Source organism: Brucella sp. GW823-FHT04E01, from assembly GCF_058796175.1.
The window spans coordinates 219,515-241,593 of the sequence record NZ_JBXAIK010000005.1; the positions used below are offsets into that span (position 1 = coordinate 219,515).

Below are 22,079 nucleotides of genomic sequence, written 5' to 3' on the forward strand. Positions count from 1 at the left end.
TCGGAATGAAGAAACCCGGCTTGCGGGAAGCCGGGCCTGTTCAGAAGAATATTTACAAGTCAGGCGCGTTTGACGATGCGCAGGATAATCAGGAGGATAGCCGCGCCGATAAAGGCGTTGATGATTGAGGCGACAATCCCTCCGCCAACGGAAAATCCGAGACGCGGCAGCAACCAGCCTGCAAAGAATGCGCCGATCACGCCGACGATGATATTGCCGATCAGGCCGAAACCACCACCCTGCACGACCTTGCCAGCCAGCCAGCCAGCGATCAGACCTACGAAAAGGAATACGAGAAGACTTCCAACATCCATGCGTTTTTCTCCCTCTCAAAACGCAACCGTTCGGTGCGCCTGAAGCGAGTTGACTATATGTTGGGCGGCGGCACAAGGGGGCGGAGGCTCCTCCCCCTGTTAAATCAGGCTACCAGATGCCTGAAAGCCGCGACGACTTCCTCGTAAACCTTGCGCTTGAAGGGAACGATCAGTTCCGGCAGCTCGACCATCGGCTTCCATTCCCAGCGGTCGAACTCGGCAGTGTGTCCGCCGGGCGGCGGGTTGATGGCGATTTCACTCTCGTCGCCTTCGAAACGATAGGCAAACCACTTCTGCGTCTGGCCGCGATACTTGCCCTTGAGTGCCTGGCCGACCAAATGCGGCGGCAGATCGTAATTGATCCAGTCTGACGCTTCTTCGAGCAGCGATACCGACTTCATGCCGGTTTCCTCGTAAAGTTCGCGGATAGCTGCCTCGAGCGGCTCCTCGCCCTTGTCGATCCCGCCCTGCGGCATCTGCCAGAGCTGGGTCGCGCCATCCATCTCATCGCCCGGAATGACGATACGACGGCCAGCCCAGACCAGACCGGCCTTGTTCAGCACCATCAGCCCGACACAGGGACGGTAAGGCAAGCTTTCGGGATCGACGGGACCTTTGTGCTTCGACATGACATTCTCCATGATGTGCAAATTATTGCCGTTCGGGGTCGCGGACCAGCGCCGAGACCGGCACGATTTCAATGCCGCGCTTCTTGACCTCATTGGCCCATTCGGCAACTGCATCGACGGTCACCGCAAAGGACGAGCCGGTGCCGATGGCGCTGCCATTGGCACGCGCAGTCCGCTCCAGTTCATCGAGACGGTCGAGGATCGCGCCGCGCTCCTGCGCCGCATCGATCAGAATATCCGCCGCCGCGAAAGGCACCGCATCGCTTCCTGCAATCCGGTCAGCCTGACTGCGCGCCGAGGTGCCGTCATCGAGATAATACAGGCCGCGCTTTCCGATCTCGCTCAGCACCGGCGAAAAGGCTTCCGTCTCGGATGTAAAACGCGCGCCCATATAATTCATCACACCGGCATAATTGGTCATCCGCGACAGCGCCCACAGCAAGGAAGCCTGGTTCTTGCTGGCACCATCATCCACCGTCAGCGTATTGCGACCGGGATTGACGCGCGGATAGTCGAAAGGCTCCATCGGCAATTGCAGCACAAGTTCGTGACCGTTTTGCCGGGCCGCCTGCATCCAGCGCTGCAAACTGTTGCCCTGCGGCGCAAATCCGAGCGTGACTTCCGGCGGAAGCTTGTCGACTGCCTCCATGCTGCCGGTCTGTGACAGCCCAAGTCCGCCGATGACAAGCGCAATCCGCGCGCCCCGCGCGCCGGACCATCCGGCTGCATAGGCATCCATGGGGCGCAGACCATCCGCCCCGCGTACCGGCAGCGGGCCGGTGGGGCTTTGCTCGACCAGCGCCTGTTCCGGCAGATGGGCGACACGCTTATCCTGTCCGGATTGATGCGTGTTCTGCACCACGACCACATTACCCTCCGCCATACCGGTGGCGGCACCTGGCATACCGGGCGGCATGTCCGGTGTGACCTTGATGATGGCAGGCCCCGGCTGACCACTTGCCCCGCGCAGCGCACTGCCGGGCGGCGGTGTATTGCCGGTTACGGGCTTGGCTTCAGTCTTGTTGGCGACTGGCACTTCGACTTGCGTCGTGTCCACGGCGGCAGTTTCGGTTTTGCGAAAAGCTGCCTGATTGCTCTGCCAGATGGCGAACACCGCGCCCCCGGCAAGGCAAAGCCCGCCTAAAATGACAAGGCCTGTCACGAACGAACGAAAAGCGCGGGAGCGTGAGCCCCCGCGCTTTTGCGGTTTCTTATCCAGTCCTAACGGGCTGTTCAGATCCAGCATGGAGCGATCAGTTCAACACACCCTTCTTCGGATCCGGCGGGAATGCGGCATTGGCCACCTCACCACGCAGGAGCTTGAAGGCTTCGTTGAGCTGGATGTCGTCCTTCGGATCAGCCGGGACATAAGCCGACGAACCGGAGCCATTGTCATCCTCGGCATTGCCCTTGATGTGGCCCTTGAGTTCGGATTCGCCGCGAACGACGTCCTCACCCTTCAGTTCCGGCGGCAAAGGCTGGTCAACCTTGATGTCAGGCGTGATGCCCTTGCCCTGAATCGACTTGCCCGACGGCGTATAATAAAGCGCCGTCGTCAGACGCAGCGAGCCGTTTTCACCAAGCGGAATGATCGTCTGCACCGAACCCTTGCCGAAGGACTGCGTGCCGAGCACCGTGGCGCGGCGATGATCCTGCAATGCACCGGCAACGATTTCCGACGCGCTGGCCGAACCGCCATTGATGAGAACGATGACCGGCTTGCCGTCGGTCAGGTCGCCCTTGCGTGCATCGAAACGGGTCACATCCTGCGGATCGCGACCACGGGTCGAGACGACTTCACCCTTGTCGAGGAAGGCGTCGGAAACAGCCACAGCCTGATCGAGCAGACCACCCGGATTGAGGCGAAGATCTAGCACAAAGCCCTTGAGCTTTTCGGCCGGAATCTTGTCCTGAATATCCTTGATCGCCTTCTTGAGGTCTTCGGATGTCTGTTCGGTGAACGAGATGACGCGCAGATAGCCGATATCGTTCTCGACGCGATAGCGAACGGCTTTCACCTTGATGACAGCGCGTGCGATCTTCAGCGTGATCGGCTTGTCGACGCCCTGGCGCTGGATCGTCAGCTCGATAGACGAACCGATTTCACCGCGCATCTTGTCGACCGCATCGGTCAGCGAAAGACCGCGAACTTCCTGCCCGTCAATCTTGGTGATGAGATCGCCTGCCAGCACACCGGCCTTGGAAGCGGGCGTATCGTCAATCGGCGCGATGACCTTCACGAGATCGTTGTCCATCGTCACTTCGATGCCAAGACCGCCAAACTCACCCTTGGTCTGCACGCGCATGTCCTGCGCGGCTTCCGGGTTGAGATAGGAGGAATGGGGATCGAGCGAGGTCAACATGCCGTTGATCGCGCTTTCGGTCAGCTTCTTGTCGTCCGGCGGCGTCACATATTGCGCGCGCACCCGTTCGAAAATATCACCAAAAAGGGCCAGTTCCTTGTAGACATCGCTATCTTTCCCTGCCGCAAAAGCAGTGGAAGCCGGCGCGCCCTGGACCATCACCATGGCTGACGCCCCCAGAAGGGCCCCGGCGAACAGCAGCGATAGTTTACGTATCATTTTCACGTCCTTCCAGAAAGCCGTTCGGTCCACCAAGGGGCGGGATCGACGGGTTTTCCATCCTTTCGAAATTCAATGTAAAGCAATGGCGCACCATTGCCCACCTCTATCGGTGCAACACTTGCCAGAAGTTTTTCTCCCATCGCGCCGACCGGCTCTCCCGCAAGTACAAACTGGCCTTGCGATACGTCGATTCGACCCATGCCAGCCATGACGACATGATATCCATTGCCCGCGTCGAGTATCAAGAGCTGCCCGTAAGAACGGAATGTGCCTGCGTAAAGTATCACGCCATCGGAAGGTGACGTAATCGTGGCAGAAGGCAAGGTTTCAACGACCTGCCCCATCATGCTGCCGCCGACACCGTCCTTCTCGCCGAAGCGGCGCATCGTCTTGCCAGCTGCAGGCAAAGCGAGCTTGCCTTGTAGCGAAGCAAAATCAATCTGGGCTCGCAGATGATTGTCGTTCGGCGTTGCTTCTCCGGCTTTTTCCCTTGCTGCGGCAAGGCGATCCGCCTCGGCCTTGCGAGCGGATTCGGCTGCATCGCGCACGCCCGCCATCTGCTTATCGAGCCCGTCGATAAGGTCTTTCAGGCTGCCTGCCTTGGCCGCCAATTCTTCCGAACGCTTGCGCTGCGCATCGATTTCCTGTTCCGATTGCGACTGCAATTTCTTCTTCTCCTCAAGAAGAAGTGATTGCCGTTTCTGCTCTTCGGCCTGAACCGTGCGCGTCGCCTTCAGCTTTTCCTGCTCTTGCCGGATGGAGGCAGTGACCCGCTGCATATCCTTCAGGTCGCCCGTCAGTTCTTCCACCTGCTCACGCATTTCAGGCACGACAGCGCCAAGAAGCACGGCGCTGCGCACTGAAGCCAGAGCATCGTCGGGCCGCACCAGAATGGCAGGCGGCGGGTTCAGCCCCATGCGCTGCAATGCGGCCAGCACCTCCGCCAGAACGCCGCGCCGTGCGCGCAGCGACGAGCGAATGCCATCTTCCTGCTCGCGCAGCGCGGTAAGCTTGTCGGCAATATCGGCAATATCCTGCTGCAGCTTCTTGTCAGTCTTGGCCGACTGGATCAGCGCTGCGGTGATGGTCGTCTGGTCCTTCTTGAGCCCGGCCACCTCGTCTTCAAGCTGTTTCAGCTTGTCGCCGGTGACGGTGAGTTCGCTGCTGAGCTTCTCATATTCGCTCGCCGCCTGATCACGCTGCTGCTGCAAGGCTTCCTGCGCAAGAACCGACGGCGCGCAGGCGAACACGCCAGCCAAAACGAGGCCAGCCTGCATGAAAGCAAGCAATCGTGGTCTTTTGAAAAGGCGTTCAGGACTCATGCGTGTTCTATCAGGACGAAACAAGGCCAAATTCAGAGCCGAAACTAGACTGAACCCGTTAACGAACCATCAACCATAAATACCGCCGATAACGGATCGCTGGTTAAACCGGCCTTCGCACGATAAACCGGTCGTCATGAATGCAAAAGCACTGAAAACGATGACGGAGGATTGGCGCGAAGGGCGCGGCTATGTCCATACCTATATTTGCGAGCATATCGTGGCGGCAAAGCGTTCCGACCGCGCCTTCATCGTTGAAACTCTTGCTAAGGCCGGTCTGGAGATCACCCGGCAAGCAGCAGATGGCCTTACCGTTCTCATTCCCGAAAGCGGCAAGAGTTTCACACTGAGGGGCGCAGTCTACAACCAGCCCCCATATCAGGACCTGTGATAAGGGTGGCCTGCCAGAATGGTGGCGGCGCGATAAAGCTGCTCGGCAATCAGGATGCGGGCGATCTGGTGCGGCCAGGTCAATTCGCCCAGCGCCAGAACGAGGTCGGCACGTGATCGCAATGCCGGATCGTGGCCGTCCGGCCCGCCAATGGCGACGATGAGCTGGCGCTTGCCGTCGTCCCGCATCCGCCCGATGCGATCCGCAAAAGCTTCGGATCCGAGCGCCTTGCCGCGCTCGTCGAGAAGGATCAAGGCAGCTCCATTATCGAGAGCTTCATGAATGCGCTGGGCTTCTTCGGCCTTGCGCAACTCTGCCGTCTGGCCCCGGCTTTCGGGAATTTCGCTCACACCGGCGAATTCAAGCCCCAATGGCGGTCCAGCTTTCGAAAATCGGTCGAAATAACGCTCGACCAGCTCCCGTTCGGGGCCGGCTTTCATCCGGCCCACGGCAAAAACACTCACACGCATGACGCTCTCAATTCATCGAACTAAAGCGTTTCACGCTTTAATCTTCTTTTTTCGCGCATTATCCAACGCAAAACCGCTTCGCAGTTTTGGCTCGAAAATGCTCTAATGCACCAATCCCGGCGCACGTTCGGTGTCGAACGCGTCAAAACCCTCGTCGAGCCAGATCTTCTCGAGATTGTAGAAGTCACGGACTTCCGGTCGGAAGACATGGACGATGATGTCGCCGGTGTCGATGAGAACCCAGTCGCCACTCTCGAGACCTTCGACCCGTATATCCTTGCAGCCTGCTTCACGCAGGGCCTGCAGGAGATGGTCGGCAACCGCCGTCACATGACGATGCGAACGGCCCGACGCGACGATCATATAATCGCCGATCGTTGATCTTCCGCGAATGTCGATGGGGATGATGGATTCTGCCTTGGAGTTTTCGAGACTGGCCAAGGCCGCGTCGAAGGTCTGGGACACGAGATTGGACTCGTCCATCCTGACCGTTGAAGGCGCGTGATGAGCCTTCTTCTCAATTGCTGTTCTCAGTGTATTCCCTTTCTCAGCAGAACAACGCCGTGTGGCAGTTATAAGCACCACACTCCCTAAAATAGGCAGAGTCCCTGTTTTGTTTCAAGACTATCGGCTTTTCCAAACCGTTCACTTTTTCAGTTTATTCGCCCGTTTTGCATATATCTTGTCGAAATCGTCATGAAAGCATCAAGATCATGTACGGGATTTGCGGATCGCGCTGGATGAGAGCGACGAACGCGGTCCATGGATGAAGGTCCAGGCCGGAGGTGTGCGACGCGCCAGCATCGGCGCATATTGTTCATCGACGCGACTGTCGGAGAATGTCTGCGCCATGCGTGACGACAGATAGGCCAGCGTCGAACCCGGCCGGTCGATAACCGCAATCGGAAAATTCTGCGCGATCTCGCGCCAGCGCTGCCAGCGATGGAAGGAGGCAAGATTGTCCGCCCCCATCACCCAGACGAAATGGACGCCGGGATTGGCATCGCGGATAAGCGCCAGCGTATCCGCCGTATAACGCACGTTGAAGGCTGCCTCGAGCGCCGTCACCTTGATGCGCGGATCGGATGCGATTTCCTCGCTCAGTTTCAATCGGTCGGCAAGCGGCGCCAGTTCGCGACTGTCTTTCAGCGGATTGCCGGGCGTCACCATCCACCAGAGCTGGTCGAGCTTGAGCCGCCGGATTGCGATTTCCGCCACCAGCGCGTGCCCGCCATGCGGCGGGTTGAACGAGCCGCCAAACAGCCCGACCGCCATGCCCTTCTCGACATAAGGCATGCGCAGATAATGCGCATCGACACCAGGATATTGTTCCCTCAATGCGGAAAGCCCGAAGCCGAATTTCATTCGAACCTAACCACGAATCTGACCGTCACCGCGAACGCGATATTTGAACGAGGTCAGCTGCTCCACACCGACCGGTCCACGCGCATGCATCTTGCCGGTAGCAATGCCGATTTCCGCGCCCATGCCGAACTCGCCGCCATCGGCAAATTGCGTCGAGGCATTGTGCAGGAGAATGGCCGAGTCGATCTCGTTGAAGAAGCGCGCAACCGCTGCCGCATCCTCAGCCACGACGGCTTCCGTATGGTGCGAGGAATAGCGGTTGATGTGCTCAATCGCGCCCGAAATACCGTCAACCAGCGCAACGGAAATGATCGCGTCGAGATATTCGGTCGACCAGTCCTCTTCGGTTGCAGGCTTTGCTGCCGGATAGAGCGCCAGCACGTCCGCACTCCCGCGAATTTCACAACCCTTGGCAGCCAAGTCTTCAAGGATCGGCACTAGATGCATCGCAGCTGCGGCACGATCGACCAGAAGCGTTTCCGCCGCGCCGCAAATGCCGGTGCGCCGCATCTTGGCATCGACCGCAATCTTGCGGGCCATGTCGAGATCGGCGGACTTGTCGATATAAAGATGGCAAATGCCTTCCAGATGCGCGAAGACCGGCACCCGCGCTTCCGACTGAACGCGCGCAACAAGGCTTTTTCCACCACGCGGCACGATCACATCAATCGCACCGTCCAGACCTTTCAGCATTTCGCCAACAGCGGCACGGTCGGTCACTGGCACGATCTGGATCGCATCGGCTGGCAGGCTGGCTGCTTCGAGCCCCCTGACCAGCGCCTTATGAATGGCAGCCGACGAATGCGCCGAATCCGAACCGCCACGCAGGATAACGGCATTGCCTGCCTTGAGGCACAGCGCACCGGCATCCGCAGTCACATTGGGGCGGCTTTCATAAATGACGCCGATCACACCGAGCGGCGTGCGCACACGCTCGATATGGAGCCCGTTCGGACGATCCCATTCGGCAATCACTTCGCCCACCGGATCAGGCAGGGCTGCGATAGCACGGATACCGTCGGCAATCGCACTGATCCGGCTGTCATCGAGCGTCAGCCGGTCAACGAAAGAGGCTGCCATGCCGCTCTTTTCCGCATTGGCCAGATCAAGCTTGTTGGCTTCAAGAATATCGCCACGCGCTTCAAGCATCGCATCGGCGGCAGCAATCAGCGCCCTGTTCTTCTGTTCAGTGGTAGCGATGGAAAGAGGGGCTGCGGCAGCGCGCGCCTTGCGGCCCACTTCCGCCATGACTGCAGCAATATCGTTTACCGTTTCTGCCTTGGTCAGCATCCCATCTCCCCTATGCGACTTCTGCATTGCTGGCAGCACGCACAACCAGATCGTTGCGATGGATCATCGCCGCGCGAGCATCATAGCCAAGAATTTCACTGATCTCATCGCTTTTATGCCCTGCGATCTTGCGCGCATCCTCGGCATCATAAGCGATCAGTCCGCGCGCGATTTCGCGTCCGTCCTCGTTGATCACCGCAACCGTATCGCCGCGCTCGAACTGGCCGTCGATTTCCCTGACGCCTGCGGGCAAAAGCGACTTGCCGGATTTCAGTGCCCTGGCTGCACCGGCATCCACCGTCAAACGGCCAGCCGGTTCAAGATTGCCGGAAATCCAGGTTTTCCAGGCATTGACCGGCGCACGCGCCGGTTCAAACAGTGTCGCGCGTTCACCGCGATCGATTGCCGAAAGCGGGCCGAAACGCGTGCCCGATGTGATGATCATCGCGGTCCCTGCCGCATTGGCGATCTTGCCCGCGTCGAGCTTCGTCTTCATGCCGCCGCGCGACAGTTCCGACGCCGCCGCTCCCGCCATGGCCTCGATCTGCGGGGTGATGGTTTCGACCAGCGGCAGAAACTCGGCGTCCGGGTTCTTGTGTGGCGGGGCCGTATAAAGCCCGTCAATATCCGACAGCAGGACAAGCAGGTCCGCGCCCATCATGGTCGCCACACGTGCGGCCAGACGATCATTGTCACCATAACGAATTTCGGTGGTTGCCACCGTATCGTTCTCGTTGATGACCGGCACGGCCTTCAGCTTCAACAGCGTCTCGATGGTCGCGCGCGCGTTGAGATAGCGGCGGCGCTCCTCGGTGTCGGACAGCGTGACGAGAATCTGGCCTGAACGGATGGAATGACCGCCAAGCACATCGGCATAGGCCTTGGCGAGCGCGATCTGACCTGCGGCGGCGGCGGCCTGACTTTCCTCAAGTTTCAGCGCCTTCTTCGGCAGCCCCAGAACCGTGCGTCCAAGTGCAATAGCACCGGAAGAAACCACCAGCACTTCGACGCCTGCATGATGCAGAGCGGCAATGTCCTGCCCGAGGCTTTCCAGCCAGTCCCGCTTGAGACCGGCTGCTCGATCCACCAGAAGAGCGGACCCGATTTTAACAACGATGCGGCGATAGTTTTTCAGTTGCTTCAGCATGCTTTCATTCCCCTCGCCGCATCCAAAGCGCATCCCGAAAAGTGTGAAACGGTTTTCGGACAAGATGCGTGCCCAAATAAAATCCGACGCTTATTCTTCGGCTTCCGCCGTACCGGCCTCTGCGGCGCGGCTCTGGTCGATGACGCTTGCGAGCTGGCGCAGAGCATCGTTCAGACCTTCATGGCTGACGGCTGAAAGCAGCAGCGGGTCGCGCCCACATGCCTTTTTCAGCGCCTTGACCTTGGCCTTGCGCGCTTCAGGATCGAGCGTATCGATCTGCGACAGCGCAACGATTTCCGGCTTGTCGGCAAGCCCGTGTTCATAGGCCTCAAGCTCACCACGAATGACGTGATAGGCCTTGGCGACATCTTCTTCCTGCGCCGAAACCAGATGCAGCAGAACGCGCGTGCGCTCGACATGGCCGAGGAAACGGTCGCCAAGACCGACGCCTTCACTCGCACCTTCGATCAAGCCCGGAATATCGGCGATGACGAATTCGCGGCCATCCACGCGGGCGACGCCCAGATTGGGATGCAGCGTGGTGAATGGATAATCGGCAATCTTCGGCTTGGCAGCTGTCACACTTGCAAGGAAGGTGGATTTTCCGGCATTGGGCAGACCGACCAGACCAGCATCGGCGATCAGTTTCAGGCGCAGCCAGATGGTGCGCTCGATGCCTTCCTGTCCGGGATTGGCGCGGCGCGGCGCGCGATTGGTCGAGGTCGTGAAATGCAGATTGCCGAAGCCACCATTGCCGCCCTTGGCCAGCCGGTAGCGCTGGCCGATTTCGGTGATATCGCAGATCAGCGTTTCGTCGTCTTCCTCGAAAATCTGCGTGCCGACCGGCACCTTGAGAATAACGTCGTCGCCCTTGCCGCCGGTCATATTGCGGCCCATGCCATGCATGCCGGTCTTGGCCCGGAAATGCTGCTGATAGCGATAGTCGATCAGCGTGTTGAGGCCGTTTACAGCCTCCACCCAGACATCGCCGCCGCGTCCACCATCACCGCCATCGGGACCGCCGAATTCGAGAAATTTCTCGCGGCGGAACGAAACCGCCCCCGCACCGCCATTGCCGGAGCGGATGTAGATCTTTGCCTGATCGAGAAACTTCATCTGAACGTAACCTTCTTGGATGCCCACACTCTGGCGGGCTTTTGGGCGGCAGACGCCCTGAATATTGTTACATGCGGGCCTGTGCCCGCATGTGGTGTGTTGCAATTACAGCAAAAGCGGCCTCCTGCAAACAGTCGAGGAGGCCAGATTTCATCCGAGTTTGTCTTTCCAGACCGGATCGGTGAAATCGATATAGATCAATTCCTGATCCAGATATTGGCCCTGCACGTAAAGTGACTTGGGTTCGACACCGAAAGTCTTGAAACCAAGCGCATAATAGACGCGCTTGGCGGCTTCATTCGTGGCCACCACCTTGGCATCCAGAACGACGACCTGCTTTGCGGCATGGTCGATGACCTTGCTGACGAGGGCCTTGCCCAAGTCCAGCCCGCGCGCTTCGGGGGCCACATAGACACCCCAGAGCGTGCCGCGATGGCGCTCGGACTTGCGGTCGTGGCGGAAAAGGCCAGCCGTTCCCAGCAGGTTTTCACCGTCGAAGGCACCGAAAACCACATTACCGTCCACCTGCTCCAGACGACGTGCGAACACGCTGTCCGAATAGGCATTCTCTTCTTCGAAACTCGAACCGAAGGCCATTGGCGCACGCTGCAAAGCGCTTAATCTTATGGCTCGATAGCGATGCAGATCGCCCTTTTCGAGCGCACGCACCACGATCTTCTCGCGTGCGATTGCATGAGTATCCATCATTTCATTCCCCGTTATTATTGGTCCTGCGGCCTACAAGGTTTGGCACGCAGGACCTTTTGTTTACGACTGCCAGCTTCTCAGCCCGATCCAGGTGCGACGATCAAGGACATAGCGCTCGACCGGCACATTGCCTGCGGCAAGCGAATCCGCCATGCCCATGCTGCTGAACTGGAACCCGCACTTGTGGATCACCCGGCGGGAGCCGCCATTGCTGGCCCGGCACGAGACATGCAGCCGCTCGATGGCAGTTGCACGGAAAGCCAGATCGATCAGGGCGTGAGCGGCCTCGGTGGCAAAGCCGTGCCCCCAATAGGGCTCACCCAGCCAGTAGCCGATTTCCAGCCCCTCGCCATGCTTATGCGCATGAATGCCGCAGCAGCCCATAAAGATGCCGGTTTCCGCTTGCGTGATGGCGTAGATGCAATTGCCCATCTCGCCTTTTCGCACGCGTTCGACAAAATCGACCGCATTTTCACGCGTGTATGGATGCGGCATGCGGGCAAGCATACCGGAGACGCGGGCGTTATTGGCAAGATAGGAAATCGCATCCACGTCTTCGACATGCGGCGGGCGCAGGACCAGCCTTTCAGTGACGAGGACAGGACAGTCTAGTTCATAAGCCAGATCGGGGCTCAGATCATCAGCCAGACTGGTCGCCAAGCCGACAGCCTGGCCGGGCGACAGATCGGTGTAACTGTCTCTTCTTTCGCTACTGCTTGCGTCGTAACAATCTTCTTCCAGAACTTCGACAACCATTTTTCGTTCCTCCAGATGCAAAAAGGGAAGATGGTGGCCCCATCTTCCCTTCGATCTTTTGGCTAGGCTGCCATTTGCACCGGGTCCGATGGGACGCCGGTGCTTTAGAGAGTGCCCGGCTTACTCTGCTGCTTCCGCGATCGGGTCTACCGATACGTACGTGCGGCCGTTGGCTTTCGTACGGAAAGATACAGAACCGTTCGTGGTTGCAAAAATCGTGTGGTCCTTGCCGAGGCCAACATTGGCGCCCGGATGCCACTTCGTGCCGCGTTGACGCACGATGATGTTGCCGGCGAGCACAGCTTCGCCGCCGAACTTCTTCACGCCAAGGCGTTTGGATTCTGAATCGCGACCGTTACGCGAGGAACCGCCAGCTTTTTTGTGTGCCATTGGTGTTCTCCTTTAATCTCTCTACTTACTCAGCCGACTCGGCCTTGGCTGCTGCCTTCTTAGGCGCTGCCTTCGGAGCCTTCTTCTCGGCGGCCTTCTTGGAAGGCTTTGCGCCGTCGGTGAGGATCTCCGAGATACGGATGGTCGTCAGTTCCTGACGATGACCGCGGGTGCGCTTCGAATTCTGACGACGACGCTTCTTGAACGCGATGACCTTGCGGGCACGGCCCTGTTCGACGACTTCGGCGGTGACAATAGCACCGGCGACGGTCGGGGCGCCAATGGTCGAGCCGACCATCAGAACTTCTGCGAATTCTACGATGTCACCGGCTTCGCCAGCAACTTTTTCGACCTTGATGAGGTCGTTTGCGGCAACGCGATACTGCTTGCCACCGGTCTTGATGACTGCGAACATTTGTTGTCCTTTCGGTTGTTCGGTCCGGCTCTCATTTCCACGACATTGGCGTCGAAGTGATGGGCCGTCTTTTTATCAGTCGGTTGATGAGCGGGCTTTTGGCCCCTGATCGCAGCCCGGAAAAGTCCGAAATCTGCAATCAAAACAATAGGCGCGGATTACCCCACGCCTAAGGTCTGGTGCTTATAGGTGTGAAGCGGCAGAAAAGTCAAGAATTTTCACAACGGAATGCAAATTAGGTCTTGTCTAATTGCCTCTGGCTCGTTAATGAGCCGCTACACACTTAGCATTCGCTTTAGATGCTTTTCAACGGCGCGATTTTTATAGATCGTTTTACCGTAGTGCACAATGCGGAGAGGTGGCTGAGTGGTCGAAAGTACCGCACTCGAAATGCGGCGTGGGGGTAACTCCACCGTGGGTTCGAATCCCACCCTCTCCGCCATATCACTTCAAGGCTGTGTGTCTTCCTGACAGGTATTCTCGGGCTTGCAGACCAGTCCAGCCTGCGCCAGCAAACCAGCTACACCATCACGTGCGCCCAGCCCCTCGGGATCGCACAGATATTCCATGTGATCATTCAAATATCCGGCCATCGGCGCACGCCAGTCAGGCGAGGTTTCGATCATCTGTTCAGATGTATAAAGCAGATATTCGACATATGCCCCATAGGCGGTGAGCTGCGTCGTGCCTCTCAGCGCACAATAGTCGGCCTGGGCCAGCTCGGGCTTTTGCACCGTCAGATTCAGAAACTCGCGATATATTTCGCGCGCTGTCTGGTCGCGCTGAATGAGATCGGCCTGACCGACCTGATAGGGAATAATAACCAGCGCCGAGAGCGCGGCAAAGGCTGTAGCAATCCCGCCCAGAGCGGCTAACGGTTCAGTATTACGCCGCAACCAGTTCCACATGTTCAGACCTTGGGTTGCTCATGGGTGGCACAATGGATACCGCCGCCAACCTCACCCACCGGATCGATATTCAATGTAACAATCTCCCGACCGGGATACAGTTTGGCAAGAATAGCGGCAGCCCGTTCATCGGCTTTACGATCCCCGAACTCGGCAGCTATCACCGCGCCGTTACAAACGTAGTAATTGACATAGGAAGACACGAAATCGTGGCTTTTCGAGCGGATATTATAAGGCTCCGGCAGAATAACCATATCGAGTTTGCGACCCTCGGCATCGGTGGCTGCGGCCAGAATGTCGTGCGTTTCGAAGGCAGCAGCCGACCAGGGATCGTCGGGATCGATCTTATCTCCCATCTGGATTACCAGCTGTCCCGGCTTAACAAAACGGGCAAGCGCATCGATATGATAATCGGTGATATCGGCACCAATGATTCCGGGCGCCCAGATCATCTTGCGGGCGCCCATCGTATCCAGCAGCATCTTCTCGATTTCAGCTTTGCTGCCCCGATTGCGATTGCCATTGACGAAGGTGCTTTCATGAGCGATCAGCGTGCCATGGCCGTCGGTTTCAACACCGCCCGCTTCACCCACCAGCCCTGTATCGAAAACCTGCCCCCCCATCCGCTCGGCTATCCGCGCGGCGATCTGACCGTCTGCCCCATGGGTCTGCTTGTTGCCCCAACCGTTGAAGTTGAACTGCGTGACGGCGAGACCACCCTTGCCATCCACGACAAAGGAGGGACCGGAATCGCGACACCACAAATCATCGGTCGGAATGTCCCATAATTCCACATTGCGCGACACCAGCTTGCGAACTGCGCGGTGGTGCTGTGCCGCCGCCAGCATCACGACCGGCTCGAATTCAGCAATGGTGTTGGCGATTTTCGCGATCGTTTTCTGAATGTCATCCAGAAAATCAGGATCGTCATAGACCGCCGGATTCACCGGCCATTGCATGAAAGTACGTTCATGCGGCTCTGTTTCTTCCGGATACCAAAAACCGGCAGAACGAGCCGATTGACCTTCAGCCTGCCCTCTCTGTGACTGCATAGACATAGCAACGGCAGCAGCGGCAGCACCCAACAAGGTTTGGCGGCGGGTCATCATCGTATCACCATGAAAATAAAAGGGAAAAAACGTATTTTAGAGCATCTTTATATACGGTAGAGCGACCCGGACGTGCTGTCAACAAAGGGCCGCTTCTCCGCGACACGTAAACCATGCTAGAAGCGTATCATGACTGTGTTATCCGCCGTTGCTCCCGTCTATCACCCTCCGCTGGAACCCTACCTCTCGATCCTTCATCGCGATGCAGGCTTTCTCGTGCTGGATAAGCCAAGTGGCCTCTTATCCGTACCGGGGCGTCACCCCGCATTGTCGGACAGTCTCGCAACACGCGTTCAGGAACAGTTTCCGCAAGCCCAGATGATCAACCGTCTCGACAAGGACACGTCGGGCCTTGTGCTGATGTCGCTCAACCGCAAGGCACATGCTGCCATCGCCTCGCAGTTTGAGGCGCGGACGACGCAAAAATCCTACGTTGCAGTGGTCTGGGGGCTTGTTGAAGATGACGAAGGGCTGATCGACCTGCCTCTAGCCATAGACCCCGACAACAAACCGCGTCATCGTGTCGACCGTGAAAATGGCAAACCAGCACAAACCCGCTGGCGGGTTCTGGATCGGGACGAGAACACAACGCGTCTGCGGCTTCATCCCCTCACAGGGCGCACGCACCAGCTGCGTGTACATATGAAAGCGCTCGGCCACGTGATCCTTGGCGACGAATTCTATGCCGAAGGTGAAGCGCTGGCTGCTGCAGATCGCCTTCTGCTGCACGCGGAAGAATTGTCTTTCCAGCATCCCGATGGTCGTTCCGTGAACTTTACCGCGCCCTGCCCCTTCTGAGAGCATCCATGTCGCAGAAAATCGATACATCGGAACTGGTCGTTGATTTCGTCGGAGGCGCTGTCGGCCACCGGTTTCGCTCCGGCGAAGGACGCGGACAGGCTCTCGCCAAGGCCGCCGGTCTGACGCGCGATGCCACGCCAGAAATCGTGGATGCGACAGCGGGGCTCGGACGCGACGCATTTCTGCTGGCATCGCTGGGTGCAAAGGTAACTTTGATCGAGCGTTCCGAAAAGATGCACGCTCTTCTCGCCGAAGGGCTGGCGCGCGCTGCTGCAGAAGGCGGTCGCTATGCCGAGACTGTCGCGCGCATGACACTTCTGCTGGGTGATTCCAGCTTGCTCCTGCCGGATCTGAAGCCGCAGGTCGTGCTGGTTGACCCGATGCACCCTCCGCGCGGTAACAGTGCGCTCGTCAAAAAGGAAATGCGGCAAATCCGCGAGATCGTCGGCACAGATCCGGATGCTGAAAGACTGATGCAAGTGGCGCTGGAAGCCGCGCAGAACCGCGTGGTGCTGAAATGGCCCCTGCGTGCCGACCCAATGGCCGGATTGCGCAAACCTTCCCACCAGATACTCGGCAAAAGCACGCGCTATGACGTGTTCGTCAAAGCCAAGCTGAGTTGAACATCATGCAACAACTATGACTGGCCGCTCCCGCCTGTAGCGGGCCCGCGCGACATTTCGCCGGAATAGACACTGAGGCCATTACGCCCTTTCGCCTTGGCATCATACATGGCCGCATCCGCAGCCGCCAAGAGTTCCCCCGCCGCCCCGCCATGTCTCGGGAAACAGGCGACGCCGATACTGCAGGTGACTTCCAGACATGCCCCGTCCAGTTCGACCGGCTCGCTGATCTTCCGCCTGATCTCGTCCAGCCGGGAGCAAAAATCACCTTCATCCGCCTGCAAAACCAGAATGAATTCATCGCCTCCCATGCGACCGGCTAGTTCACCGTCGCGCAGGAGCACCGAAATCCGTTCGGCAATCTGTTGCAGGAGCTTGTCTCCCGCTGCATGGCCGAGCGTATCGTTGACCGGTTTGAACTGATCCAGATCGAGAAAGCCAACAGCCACCCTCCGAGATCGGGAAGCTGCCTGTTGGAGAATCTCGTCGAGCCTTCGCTCCAGGAAGGCCCTGTTCGCCAGTCCCGTCAGCGTATCGTGTTCGGCCAGATAGCGGATGCGCTCATCGGCAATGCGCCTGTCTATGGCAATGCCGGTCAGCCTCGCTGCAGTAGTGAAAAACTCCCTGAGATCAAGGTCTTTCGAAGCGTCAACATCGGCCACCAAGCCTAGAAAACCGTGCCCCTCAGCGTCCGCAGACGGAATCTCGATGCAGAATATGGTTTGGCTGTCTGGAAGCAATGTCCTCAACACCACTTCGAGACTCGCGGCCGAAATCGATTCAAGCCCACCTCTCAAACCGGTCACCAGTTGAGGCAGCGAAGGCGCGGATATGACGACTTCGTCAGTCGTTTCCCCGGTAAGCATGGCAACACAGTGAGCACCAGCTGTAATATCTTCCAGCAAATGTGCCAGCTGATCGACAAATTCCGGTATGGCAACCGCGCTTACCGTCATTTCCAGAATACGGGCCTGAACCTGCATGAAGCGTTCAGCCCTTTTCTTGATGGAAATGTCACGAGACACACCCACGACGCCGATAATATTGCCGCTTCTATCGCGCAAAGGCACGCGCGAGATCATGAGCCAGCGATCAGCTCCGCCGCGCATGGCGCGTTCTTCATAACCGAGATCCGGCTGGCCGCTTTCCATGACCTGCTTTTCGATTTCGGAAATGCGAGCAGTGATCGCAGCTTCACCATGAATTTCGAAGTCGGTCAGTCCGACCAGATCTCTGATGTCCGATAGTCCGTTGTTGCGAACCACAGCATCATTGGCAAACAGGAACCGACCCTGCAGGTCCTTGGCATAGATGAAATCTGGCACGTGATTGATCATTGCGACGAGCCAATTGAGCTGCTCTTCGCCTGCACAGGCGTGATCGCCCGGGTTCAGTTGTGATGGCTGACACCCCGCGTGAGCAGGATGTAGATCACCCTCATTCTTATCGGCATCTTGCAATGCCTCATTTGCCAGACCTTTCATGGATAGAGCCCCTCCATGCTTTCATGACCATATTAGCAATCTTTTGATTAGTGGGAATGGCATAAAACGGTCGTACCATCGCTTTGCGTCACATCCGATACTCTTTTCCGTGACTTTACGTGTGGTGTGCAAACTGCCAACATCACTCCGGAGTACAACCATTTAGGTTTCCGGTAACGGGGACGAACATCCAGTTTCATTTAGGCAATTCTTTCACAACAAAACATTCCGATGACGAGGTCTCATGAAACAAAGCATCGACCTGACAACCGCCCCGATCAATCAGGCTTTGCTGCTTTTTGCGTTGCCGACGCTTGGCTCTTCCATATTGCAATCAGCCAACGGTTCGATCGATACGATCTGGATCGGCCAGTTGCTGGGCGAGAATGCACTTGCAGCGACGACAAACGGCAACCTGGTCATGTTTCTGCTAACTGCCTTTGTCTTCGGTTTCGGCATGGCATCGACGATCCTGATCGGACAGGCATTCGGGCGGCGTGATGTCGAGACAGCGCGCGCAATAGCGGGCACCACTGTTGGTACTTTCGTGCCGCTTAGCATTGTCGTCGCCATCATCGGCTGGCTACTCGCCCCAAAGGTGTTGGATCTGCTCGGAACGCCTGAAGCAATTGAACCGCTGGCGCGCGCGTTTCTGCAAGTTACGTTCCTCGCCATGCCGGCGATTCTGATGCAGACGACATTGATGATGGCATTGCGCGGCAGCGGCGACGCCATGACCCCGCTCATATTCATGGGAATGGCCGTTCTTTTGGATATAGCGCTCAATCCCCTTTTCATTCTGGGCTGGGGGCCGCTGCCCGCACTCGGTATCGCAGGGTCTGCCTTGGCGACGGCTGCCGCCAATTACATAAGCCTCGCAGCGATGCTTTATTATATCTACTACCGTGATCTGCCTTTGCGCCTGCGCGGCGAGGAATTATGGCTTCTAGTTCCGGACCGGGAATTACTGCGGCTGATCTTCACCAAAGGACTGCCAATGGGCGTCCAGATGATTGTGGTTTCCAGTTCGATGCTGACCATGATGCGGCTGGTCAATCAGGAGGGGGTCGATACGACAGCCGCGTTTGGCGCTACGCAGCAGCTCTGGACTTATGTGCAGATGCCGGCAATGGCGCTTGGCGCCGCTGTCAGCGCCATGGCTGCCCAGAATATCGGTGCGGGAAAATGGGATCGCGTGAGTTCGATAACGCGTATAGGGGCGATTTATGCAGTTCTGATGACGGGAGCCCTGGTTGTGCTGCTGCTTCTCGCGGATCGACAGGCCATGCAGATATTTCTCGGCGCGGACAGTCCGGCAATCACGATCGGCCAGCACATCGGGCAGATCGCGACCTGGGGTTTCATCGCCTTCGGCGTATCGATGGTTCTTTTCGGAACTGTAAGAGCGAACGGCCAGGTTATCTGGCCGCTCATCATTCTCTTCGTATCCATGTACCCGGTGCGTCTCGGTGTCGCCATTGGTCTGCGTGAACAGTTTGGTTCCGATGCGCTCTGGCTGAGTTTTCCAGCTGCAATGGTATCAACCCTGCTGATGGCGACGGTCCTTTATTTTCACGGCGGATGGAAAAAGAACTCATCGATGCATATCGACGCCCACGAACTTCAAGGGGAAGCGGCTTGTGTATCGCAATCGACAGAAGCCGCCCCATCGAGCAATGCACTTGCTCCCAATGCTCCGCTTGTGGCGGAAGTGAAGGCTGGGACGTAGAACGCTTTTGCAGCCGTCGAAACTGCTGCTCTACAAGCTTACGGAAAATCTCCCATCGCGCACAACACGATAAATGCGAAAGGCTTCAGCTGATCAACTGCATTGTTACAATCGGGTTGTCCGCTCTATAAGTATATCTTATCCTCTTCTCAAATTCATCGGCCCCAATGGGATTACCATCTATAGCAACGATATGGTCTTTAAGTGCGGCAAAATATATCGGATTCATACCACTGATATAGATTAATCCACCGTCATATTTGTCCGAGATGAAATTGAATAAACCTGGTTTTGGACGGGAACTGTCGTCCCCGGTGAAATCAATCGGGCATTTGCTGTGTGGGCTTTCCGCTTCAATCTGTACAGCCGCGCGGTCGTGGACATTGATCGTCAAAGCACCGGGCACAAATCGTTGAGCCCTCAAATCAAACTGACCACCGTTAGAAACGTCGATAATAGCCCTCGCATCTGGTATCGAACTATTATTGTAAACTAATGACTTCAATTCAGCGATTTGAAATGTTCCACCGTTAATTATTATTCTCGTATCTGATGTATATATAATTTCAACTTCACCGAGAAAATCATTAAAAGAATCTTCTACTTCAGAACTGTTCAACCGAAATCTTACATCTCCTTCATTGATGAGGAAAAGCGGAGTATTCTCTTCTCCATTCTGTATCCACTTTATCTTCGACCGAGCCGATAGCAGGCAAATGGACGACGTGGAATTACCACGCATTTCAAAACTTGTTCTGCTTTTGTCGAACGAGTCGCGATGCGGCCCAATAATAATTTGGTTATTTCCATAGACTGCAGGATCATAAACTTGATCCGCATCGGCGTCCCATACAAACGTTTGATAATTTGTGCTCATACTTATTGCCCAAAAACTGCGCTTTGAAAAATTGACCCAAGAATTGATGAAGAGATCATCGTTAAATATTTTTGTTTTAGCCCCCCCATATATTTCATAAACTTCAGATATAATCGCGTATAGTTACGTGATCTCCAAAATAGTATCAAATAAATGGAAGTCAATATTCTAATCATACAAGTATCATTTAATTATTTATACCATTTTTTTTGACCATCATCAAGCTAATTGAGCTTTTTCTTATTGTCTTTATATTGATGGTGGAGTGCCCCGTTCCATCGGACATTTCAGCTATTTTGATTTATCCCTGATGAACTGCCTAGGGGAGGCCATCTTGAGCGCGGAATGTCGATGGATTTCGTTGCAGTCTTCGATCCATCCGTCGATTACGGTGGAGCGCTGTTTCGGCGTCCGGTATAGCTGATATGCTGATGAAATCCCTCTTCAGGGCTTTGACGAAAACCTCTGACATACCGTTGGACTGGCGGCTCGCGACCGGAATGAAGCAAGGTGTCAGATTGAGCGCCTGAGCAAACAATCTCGTGTCCCGTGCTGTGTAGGTCGAGCGACTGTCCGAGATGCTCGATAGTATGTGAGGCTCGGGTTACGTCGAAGCGCTTCTCGACCGCCTCCAACATCGCGTCGCACACGTCGGAGCCGGAGAGGCCTGCATTGGGGACATCGGTCCAGGCGACGATCTCTCGACCGAAGGCTTCGATGATGAAGGCGAGGCGAATGACCTCTCCTTTCCAGCAGGCGAACTCCAACCCGTCGGAACCCCAGCGCAAGTTCGAACGCATGACCGTGACCCGGCCATCATGGATGCAGCCCTTGCGAACGGCCGTATGCTTCTCCAGCAACATCGGGTGGTTGCCTATGATGCGGTGAACCCGTTTGGCGTTGACGACAGGCTGATCGGCGGCTCACCTTTCGCGATTGAGGAGCGCGGTGATCCGCCGATAGCCATAGGTTGGCCTCTGATCGACCAGCCTGCAAATGATGGGCAAAAGCTCTGCATCCTATGCCTTGTGATAGTGTCCGCGCGGCTTTGATCTACCTTTCAACCGATCCGCGAGGTGTGAGCGCGCGCGCCCCAGGTGTGTGCAACGGTCTTCATCGGTAACCGTCCTTCGGCAACAAGATCGGCTGCGATATCCGTTTTTTGAGTCCGCTTTGGAAAGGGCTTCGCGGAGGATTTCGACCTCCATTGTCTTGCGACCAAGCATGTGCTCCAGCTCGCGGACACGATCTCCCAGCTTCTTCACTTCCGAGTTGCCGACAACCGACCCTTCAGAATCCACGGCTGCCGCACCTCCCTCGCTCAAGAGCCTGCGCCACCGATAAAGCAGATTGGGCCCAACGCCATGGCGGCGAGCGGTGGAAGACACCGTCTCGCCGGGTTCGAAACTCTGCTCAATAATTGTCAGCTTCTGCTCGGTTGTCCACCGGCCTGCGGCGGACATCACCCGTCAGCAATTCAACGTGTCGATACTCGTTAGACATAAGCCTGTGCTTGAGCCTTTCTGCTTATGCCGACTGTCCGGTCGAAATGGGGCTAGTTCACAGAGAATAAGAAGTTTTGCAGCTGCCCCGGCTGCTTTGGTCAAAAAAAAGCCCGCGTTGTGGCGGGTTTTGATTTGGTTTTGGGCT

At 56.9% G+C, this 22,079-nt stretch carries 23 protein-coding genes, 1 tRNA gene and 1 pseudogene; 5 read left to right on the plus strand and 20 right to left on the minus strand.

The features are described from left to right. Window positions 1-59: 59 nt before the first annotated feature. From AC1RHM_RS20760 to AC1RHM_RS20780, 5 genes are all read right to left on the minus strand, one after another. A complete protein-coding gene (locus AC1RHM_RS20760) occupies window positions 60-314 on the minus strand; it encodes a GlsB/YeaQ/YmgE family stress response membrane protein (protein ID WP_010661506.1) in 255 nt (84 codons plus the stop codon). Between the two features lie 104 nt (window positions 315-418). Beyond that, a complete protein-coding gene (locus AC1RHM_RS20765) occupies window positions 419-943 on the minus strand; it encodes an RNA pyrophosphohydrolase (protein ID WP_010661507.1) in 525 nt (174 codons plus the stop codon). Window positions 944-965: 22 nt separating this feature from the next. Continuing rightward, a complete protein-coding gene (locus tag AC1RHM_RS20770; protein WP_010661508.1) occupies window positions 966-2,189 on the minus strand; it encodes a divergent polysaccharide deacetylase family protein in 1,224 nt (407 codons plus the stop codon). Window positions 2,190-2,196: 7 nt separating this feature from the next. Beyond that, on the minus strand, window positions 2,197-3,525 hold the full coding sequence (locus AC1RHM_RS20775; RefSeq protein WP_010661509.1) for a S41 family peptidase: 1,329 nt from the start codon (window positions 3,523-3,525) through the stop codon (window positions 2,197-2,199). Window positions 3,526-3,527: 2 nt separating this feature from the next. Continuing rightward, window positions 3,528-4,850: a murein hydrolase activator EnvC family protein gene (locus tag AC1RHM_RS20780; RefSeq protein WP_029376290.1), complete on the minus strand. Its 1,323-nt coding sequence runs from the start codon at window positions 4,848-4,850 to the stop codon at window positions 3,528-3,530. A gap of 136 nt (window positions 4,851-4,986) precedes the next feature. Between AC1RHM_RS20780 and AC1RHM_RS20785 the strand changes: the two genes are divergently transcribed. After that, window positions 4,987-5,241 (plus strand): hypothetical protein, encoded by a 255-nt coding sequence (locus AC1RHM_RS20785; protein ID WP_010661511.1) that lies wholly within the window; start codon window positions 4,987-4,989, stop codon window positions 5,239-5,241. Here the strand turns inward: AC1RHM_RS20785 and rlmH are convergent. The 10 genes from rlmH to rplU form a co-directional block, all read right to left on the minus strand. After that, window positions 5,229-5,711 carry a 23S rRNA (pseudouridine(1915)-N(3))-methyltransferase RlmH gene (gene rlmH / locus AC1RHM_RS20790; RefSeq protein WP_010661512.1) on the minus strand — a complete coding sequence of 161 codons (483 nt, stop codon included), beginning with the start codon at window positions 5,709-5,711 and terminating at the stop codon, window positions 5,229-5,231. The genes AC1RHM_RS20785 and rlmH overlap by 13 nt on opposite strands. 102 nt (window positions 5,712-5,813) lie before the next feature. Then, window positions 5,814-6,194: a ribosome silencing factor gene (gene rsfS, locus AC1RHM_RS20795; protein ID WP_010661513.1), complete on the minus strand. Its 381-nt coding sequence runs from the start codon at window positions 6,192-6,194 to the stop codon at window positions 5,814-5,816. Between the two features lie 228 nt (window positions 6,195-6,422). Beyond that, window positions 6,423-7,076 (minus strand): nicotinate-nucleotide adenylyltransferase, encoded by a 654-nt coding sequence (locus tag AC1RHM_RS20800; protein ID WP_010661514.1) that lies wholly within the window; start codon window positions 7,074-7,076, stop codon window positions 6,423-6,425. A 6-nt stretch (window positions 7,077-7,082) separates the two neighbouring features. Next, on the minus strand, window positions 7,083-8,366 hold the full coding sequence (locus AC1RHM_RS20805; RefSeq protein ID WP_010661515.1) for a glutamate-5-semialdehyde dehydrogenase: 1,284 nt from the start codon (window positions 8,364-8,366) through the stop codon (window positions 7,083-7,085). A gap of 10 nt (window positions 8,367-8,376) precedes the next feature. After that, window positions 8,377-9,513, minus strand: coding sequence for a glutamate 5-kinase (gene proB / locus AC1RHM_RS20810; RefSeq protein WP_010661516.1), 1,137 nt, complete (start codon window positions 9,511-9,513; stop codon window positions 8,377-8,379). Between the two features lie 90 nt (window positions 9,514-9,603). Further along, window positions 9,604-10,629, minus strand: coding sequence for a GTPase ObgE (gene obgE, locus AC1RHM_RS20815; RefSeq protein ID WP_010661517.1), 1,026 nt, complete (start codon window positions 10,627-10,629; stop codon window positions 9,604-9,606). Between the two features lie 150 nt (window positions 10,630-10,779). Continuing rightward, complete coding sequence (locus AC1RHM_RS20820; RefSeq protein ID WP_012091221.1) at window positions 10,780-11,337, minus strand: GNAT family N-acetyltransferase; 558 nt, start codon at window positions 11,335-11,337, stop codon at window positions 10,780-10,782. Window positions 11,338-11,397: 60 nt separating this feature from the next. Beyond that, entirely contained in the window at window positions 11,398-12,093 is a 696-nt protein-coding gene (locus tag AC1RHM_RS20825; RefSeq protein ID WP_010661519.1) for a GNAT family N-acetyltransferase, read from the minus strand. Window positions 12,094-12,213: 120 nt separating this feature from the next. Beyond that, a complete protein-coding gene (gene rpmA / locus AC1RHM_RS20830; protein WP_010661520.1) occupies window positions 12,214-12,483 on the minus strand; it encodes a 50S ribosomal protein L27 in 270 nt (89 codons plus the stop codon). Between the two features lie 25 nt (window positions 12,484-12,508). Beyond that, window positions 12,509-12,898, minus strand: coding sequence for a 50S ribosomal protein L21 (rplU, locus tag AC1RHM_RS20835; RefSeq protein WP_010661521.1), 390 nt, complete (start codon window positions 12,896-12,898; stop codon window positions 12,509-12,511). A 352-nt stretch (window positions 12,899-13,250) separates the two neighbouring features. Between rplU and AC1RHM_RS20840 the strand changes: the two genes are divergently transcribed. Further along, window positions 13,251-13,340: transfer RNA gene (locus tag AC1RHM_RS20840), tRNA-Ser, on the plus strand. A 7-nt stretch (window positions 13,341-13,347) separates the two neighbouring features. Here the strand turns inward: AC1RHM_RS20840 and AC1RHM_RS20845 are convergent. Continuing rightward, window positions 13,348-13,806, minus strand: a complete 459-nt coding sequence (locus AC1RHM_RS20845) for a hypothetical protein (protein WP_010661522.1) — start codon at window positions 13,804-13,806, stop codon at window positions 13,348-13,350. Window positions 13,807-13,808: 2 nt separating this feature from the next. Then, complete coding sequence (locus AC1RHM_RS20850; protein WP_492332613.1) at window positions 13,809-14,915, minus strand: agmatine deiminase family protein; 1,107 nt, start codon at window positions 14,913-14,915, stop codon at window positions 13,809-13,811. Between the two features lie 129 nt (window positions 14,916-15,044). Between AC1RHM_RS20850 and AC1RHM_RS20855 the strand changes: the two genes are divergently transcribed. Together AC1RHM_RS20855 and AC1RHM_RS20860 are read left to right on the plus strand one after the other, a co-directional pair. Then, complete coding sequence (locus AC1RHM_RS20855; RefSeq protein ID WP_036564089.1) at window positions 15,045-15,713, plus strand: pseudouridine synthase; 669 nt, start codon at window positions 15,045-15,047, stop codon at window positions 15,711-15,713. Window positions 15,714-15,721: 8 nt separating this feature from the next. Continuing rightward, window positions 15,722-16,339: a class I SAM-dependent methyltransferase gene (locus tag AC1RHM_RS20860; protein ID WP_010661525.1), complete on the plus strand. Its 618-nt coding sequence runs from the start codon at window positions 15,722-15,724 to the stop codon at window positions 16,337-16,339. A gap of 14 nt (window positions 16,340-16,353) precedes the next feature. Here AC1RHM_RS20860 and AC1RHM_RS20865 read toward each other — a convergent pair whose 3' ends face one another. Then, entirely contained in the window at window positions 16,354-17,823 is a 1,470-nt protein-coding gene (locus AC1RHM_RS20865) for a GGDEF domain-containing protein (RefSeq protein WP_010661526.1), read from the minus strand. 244 nt (window positions 17,824-18,067) lie between these two features. Between AC1RHM_RS20865 and AC1RHM_RS20870 the strand changes: the two genes are divergently transcribed. Continuing rightward, complete coding sequence (locus AC1RHM_RS20870) at window positions 18,068-19,552, plus strand: MATE family efflux transporter (protein WP_010661527.1); 1,485 nt, start codon at window positions 18,068-18,070, stop codon at window positions 19,550-19,552. An 85-nt stretch (window positions 19,553-19,637) separates the two neighbouring features. On the opposite strand, the gene AC1RHM_RS20875 is transcribed toward AC1RHM_RS20870, so the two are convergent. Both AC1RHM_RS20875 and AC1RHM_RS20880 read right to left on the minus strand, forming a co-directional pair. Further along, entirely contained in the window at window positions 19,638-20,429 is a 792-nt protein-coding gene (locus AC1RHM_RS20875) for a hypothetical protein (protein WP_010661528.1), read from the minus strand. Between the two features lie 291 nt (window positions 20,430-20,720). Beyond that, window positions 20,721-21,932, minus strand: a pseudogene (locus AC1RHM_RS20880) (IS3 family transposase). Window positions 21,933-22,079: the final 147 nt, after the last annotated feature.

What these genes read in the sequence shown, in the direction of transcription:
- AC1RHM_RS20760 (WP_010661506.1), bottom strand. Translation starts at nt 314, where the DNA reads ATGGATGTTGGAAGTCTTCTCGTATTCCTTTTCGTAGGTCTGATCGCT.
- AC1RHM_RS20765 (WP_010661507.1), bottom strand. Translation starts at nt 943, where the DNA reads ATGTCGAAGCACAAAGGTCCCGTCGATCCCGAAAGCTTGCCTTACCGT.
- AC1RHM_RS20770 (WP_010661508.1), bottom strand. Translation starts at nt 2,189, where the DNA reads ATGCTGGATCTGAACAGCCCGTTAGGACTGGATAAGAAACCGCAAAAG.
- AC1RHM_RS20775 (WP_010661509.1), bottom strand. Translation starts at nt 3,525, where the DNA reads ATGATACGTAAACTATCGCTGCTGTTCGCCGGGGCCCTTCTGGGGGCG.
- AC1RHM_RS20780 (WP_029376290.1), bottom strand. Translation starts at nt 4,850, where the DNA reads ATGAGTCCTGAACGCCTTTTCAAAAGACCACGATTGCTTGCTTTCATG.
- AC1RHM_RS20785 (WP_010661511.1), top strand. Translation starts at nt 4,987, where the DNA reads ATGAATGCAAAAGCACTGAAAACGATGACGGAGGATTGGCGCGAAGGG.
- rlmH (WP_010661512.1), bottom strand. Translation starts at nt 5,711, where the DNA reads ATGCGTGTGAGTGTTTTTGCCGTGGGCCGGATGAAAGCCGGCCCCGAA.
- rsfS (WP_010661513.1), bottom strand. Translation starts at nt 6,194, where the DNA reads ATGGACGAGTCCAATCTCGTGTCCCAGACCTTCGACGCGGCCTTGGCC.
- AC1RHM_RS20800 (WP_010661514.1), bottom strand. Translation starts at nt 7,076, where the DNA reads ATGAAATTCGGCTTCGGGCTTTCCGCATTGAGGGAACAATATCCTGGT.
- AC1RHM_RS20805 (WP_010661515.1), bottom strand. Translation starts at nt 8,366, where the DNA reads ATGCTGACCAAGGCAGAAACGGTAAACGATATTGCTGCAGTCATGGCG.
- proB (WP_010661516.1), bottom strand. Translation starts at nt 9,513, where the DNA reads ATGCTGAAGCAACTGAAAAACTATCGCCGCATCGTTGTTAAAATCGGG.
- obgE (WP_010661517.1), bottom strand. Translation starts at nt 10,629, where the DNA reads ATGAAGTTTCTCGATCAGGCAAAGATCTACATCCGCTCCGGCAATGGC.
- AC1RHM_RS20820 (WP_012091221.1), bottom strand. Translation starts at nt 11,337, where the DNA reads ATGATGGATACTCATGCAATCGCACGCGAGAAGATCGTGGTGCGTGCG.
- AC1RHM_RS20825 (WP_010661519.1), bottom strand. Translation starts at nt 12,093, where the DNA reads ATGGTTGTCGAAGTTCTGGAAGAAGATTGTTACGACGCAAGCAGTAGC.
- rpmA (WP_010661520.1), bottom strand. Translation starts at nt 12,483, where the DNA reads ATGGCACACAAAAAAGCTGGCGGTTCCTCGCGTAACGGTCGCGATTCA.
- rplU (WP_010661521.1), bottom strand. Translation starts at nt 12,898, where the DNA reads ATGTTCGCAGTCATCAAGACCGGTGGCAAGCAGTATCGCGTTGCCGCA.
- AC1RHM_RS20845 (WP_010661522.1), bottom strand. Translation starts at nt 13,806, where the DNA reads ATGTGGAACTGGTTGCGGCGTAATACTGAACCGTTAGCCGCTCTGGGC.
- AC1RHM_RS20850 (WP_492332613.1), bottom strand. Translation starts at nt 14,915, where the DNA reads ATGATGACCCGCCGCCAAACCTTGTTGGGTGCTGCCGCTGCTGCCGTT.
- AC1RHM_RS20855 (WP_036564089.1), top strand. Translation starts at nt 15,045, where the DNA reads ATGACTGTGTTATCCGCCGTTGCTCCCGTCTATCACCCTCCGCTGGAA.
- AC1RHM_RS20860 (WP_010661525.1), top strand. Translation starts at nt 15,722, where the DNA reads ATGTCGCAGAAAATCGATACATCGGAACTGGTCGTTGATTTCGTCGGA.
- AC1RHM_RS20865 (WP_010661526.1), bottom strand. Translation starts at nt 17,823, where the DNA reads ATGAAAGGTCTGGCAAATGAGGCATTGCAAGATGCCGATAAGAATGAG.
- AC1RHM_RS20870 (WP_010661527.1), top strand. Translation starts at nt 18,068, where the DNA reads ATGAAACAAAGCATCGACCTGACAACCGCCCCGATCAATCAGGCTTTG.
- AC1RHM_RS20875 (WP_010661528.1), bottom strand. Translation starts at nt 20,429, where the DNA reads ATGAGCACAAATTATCAAACGTTTGTATGGGACGCCGATGCGGATCAA.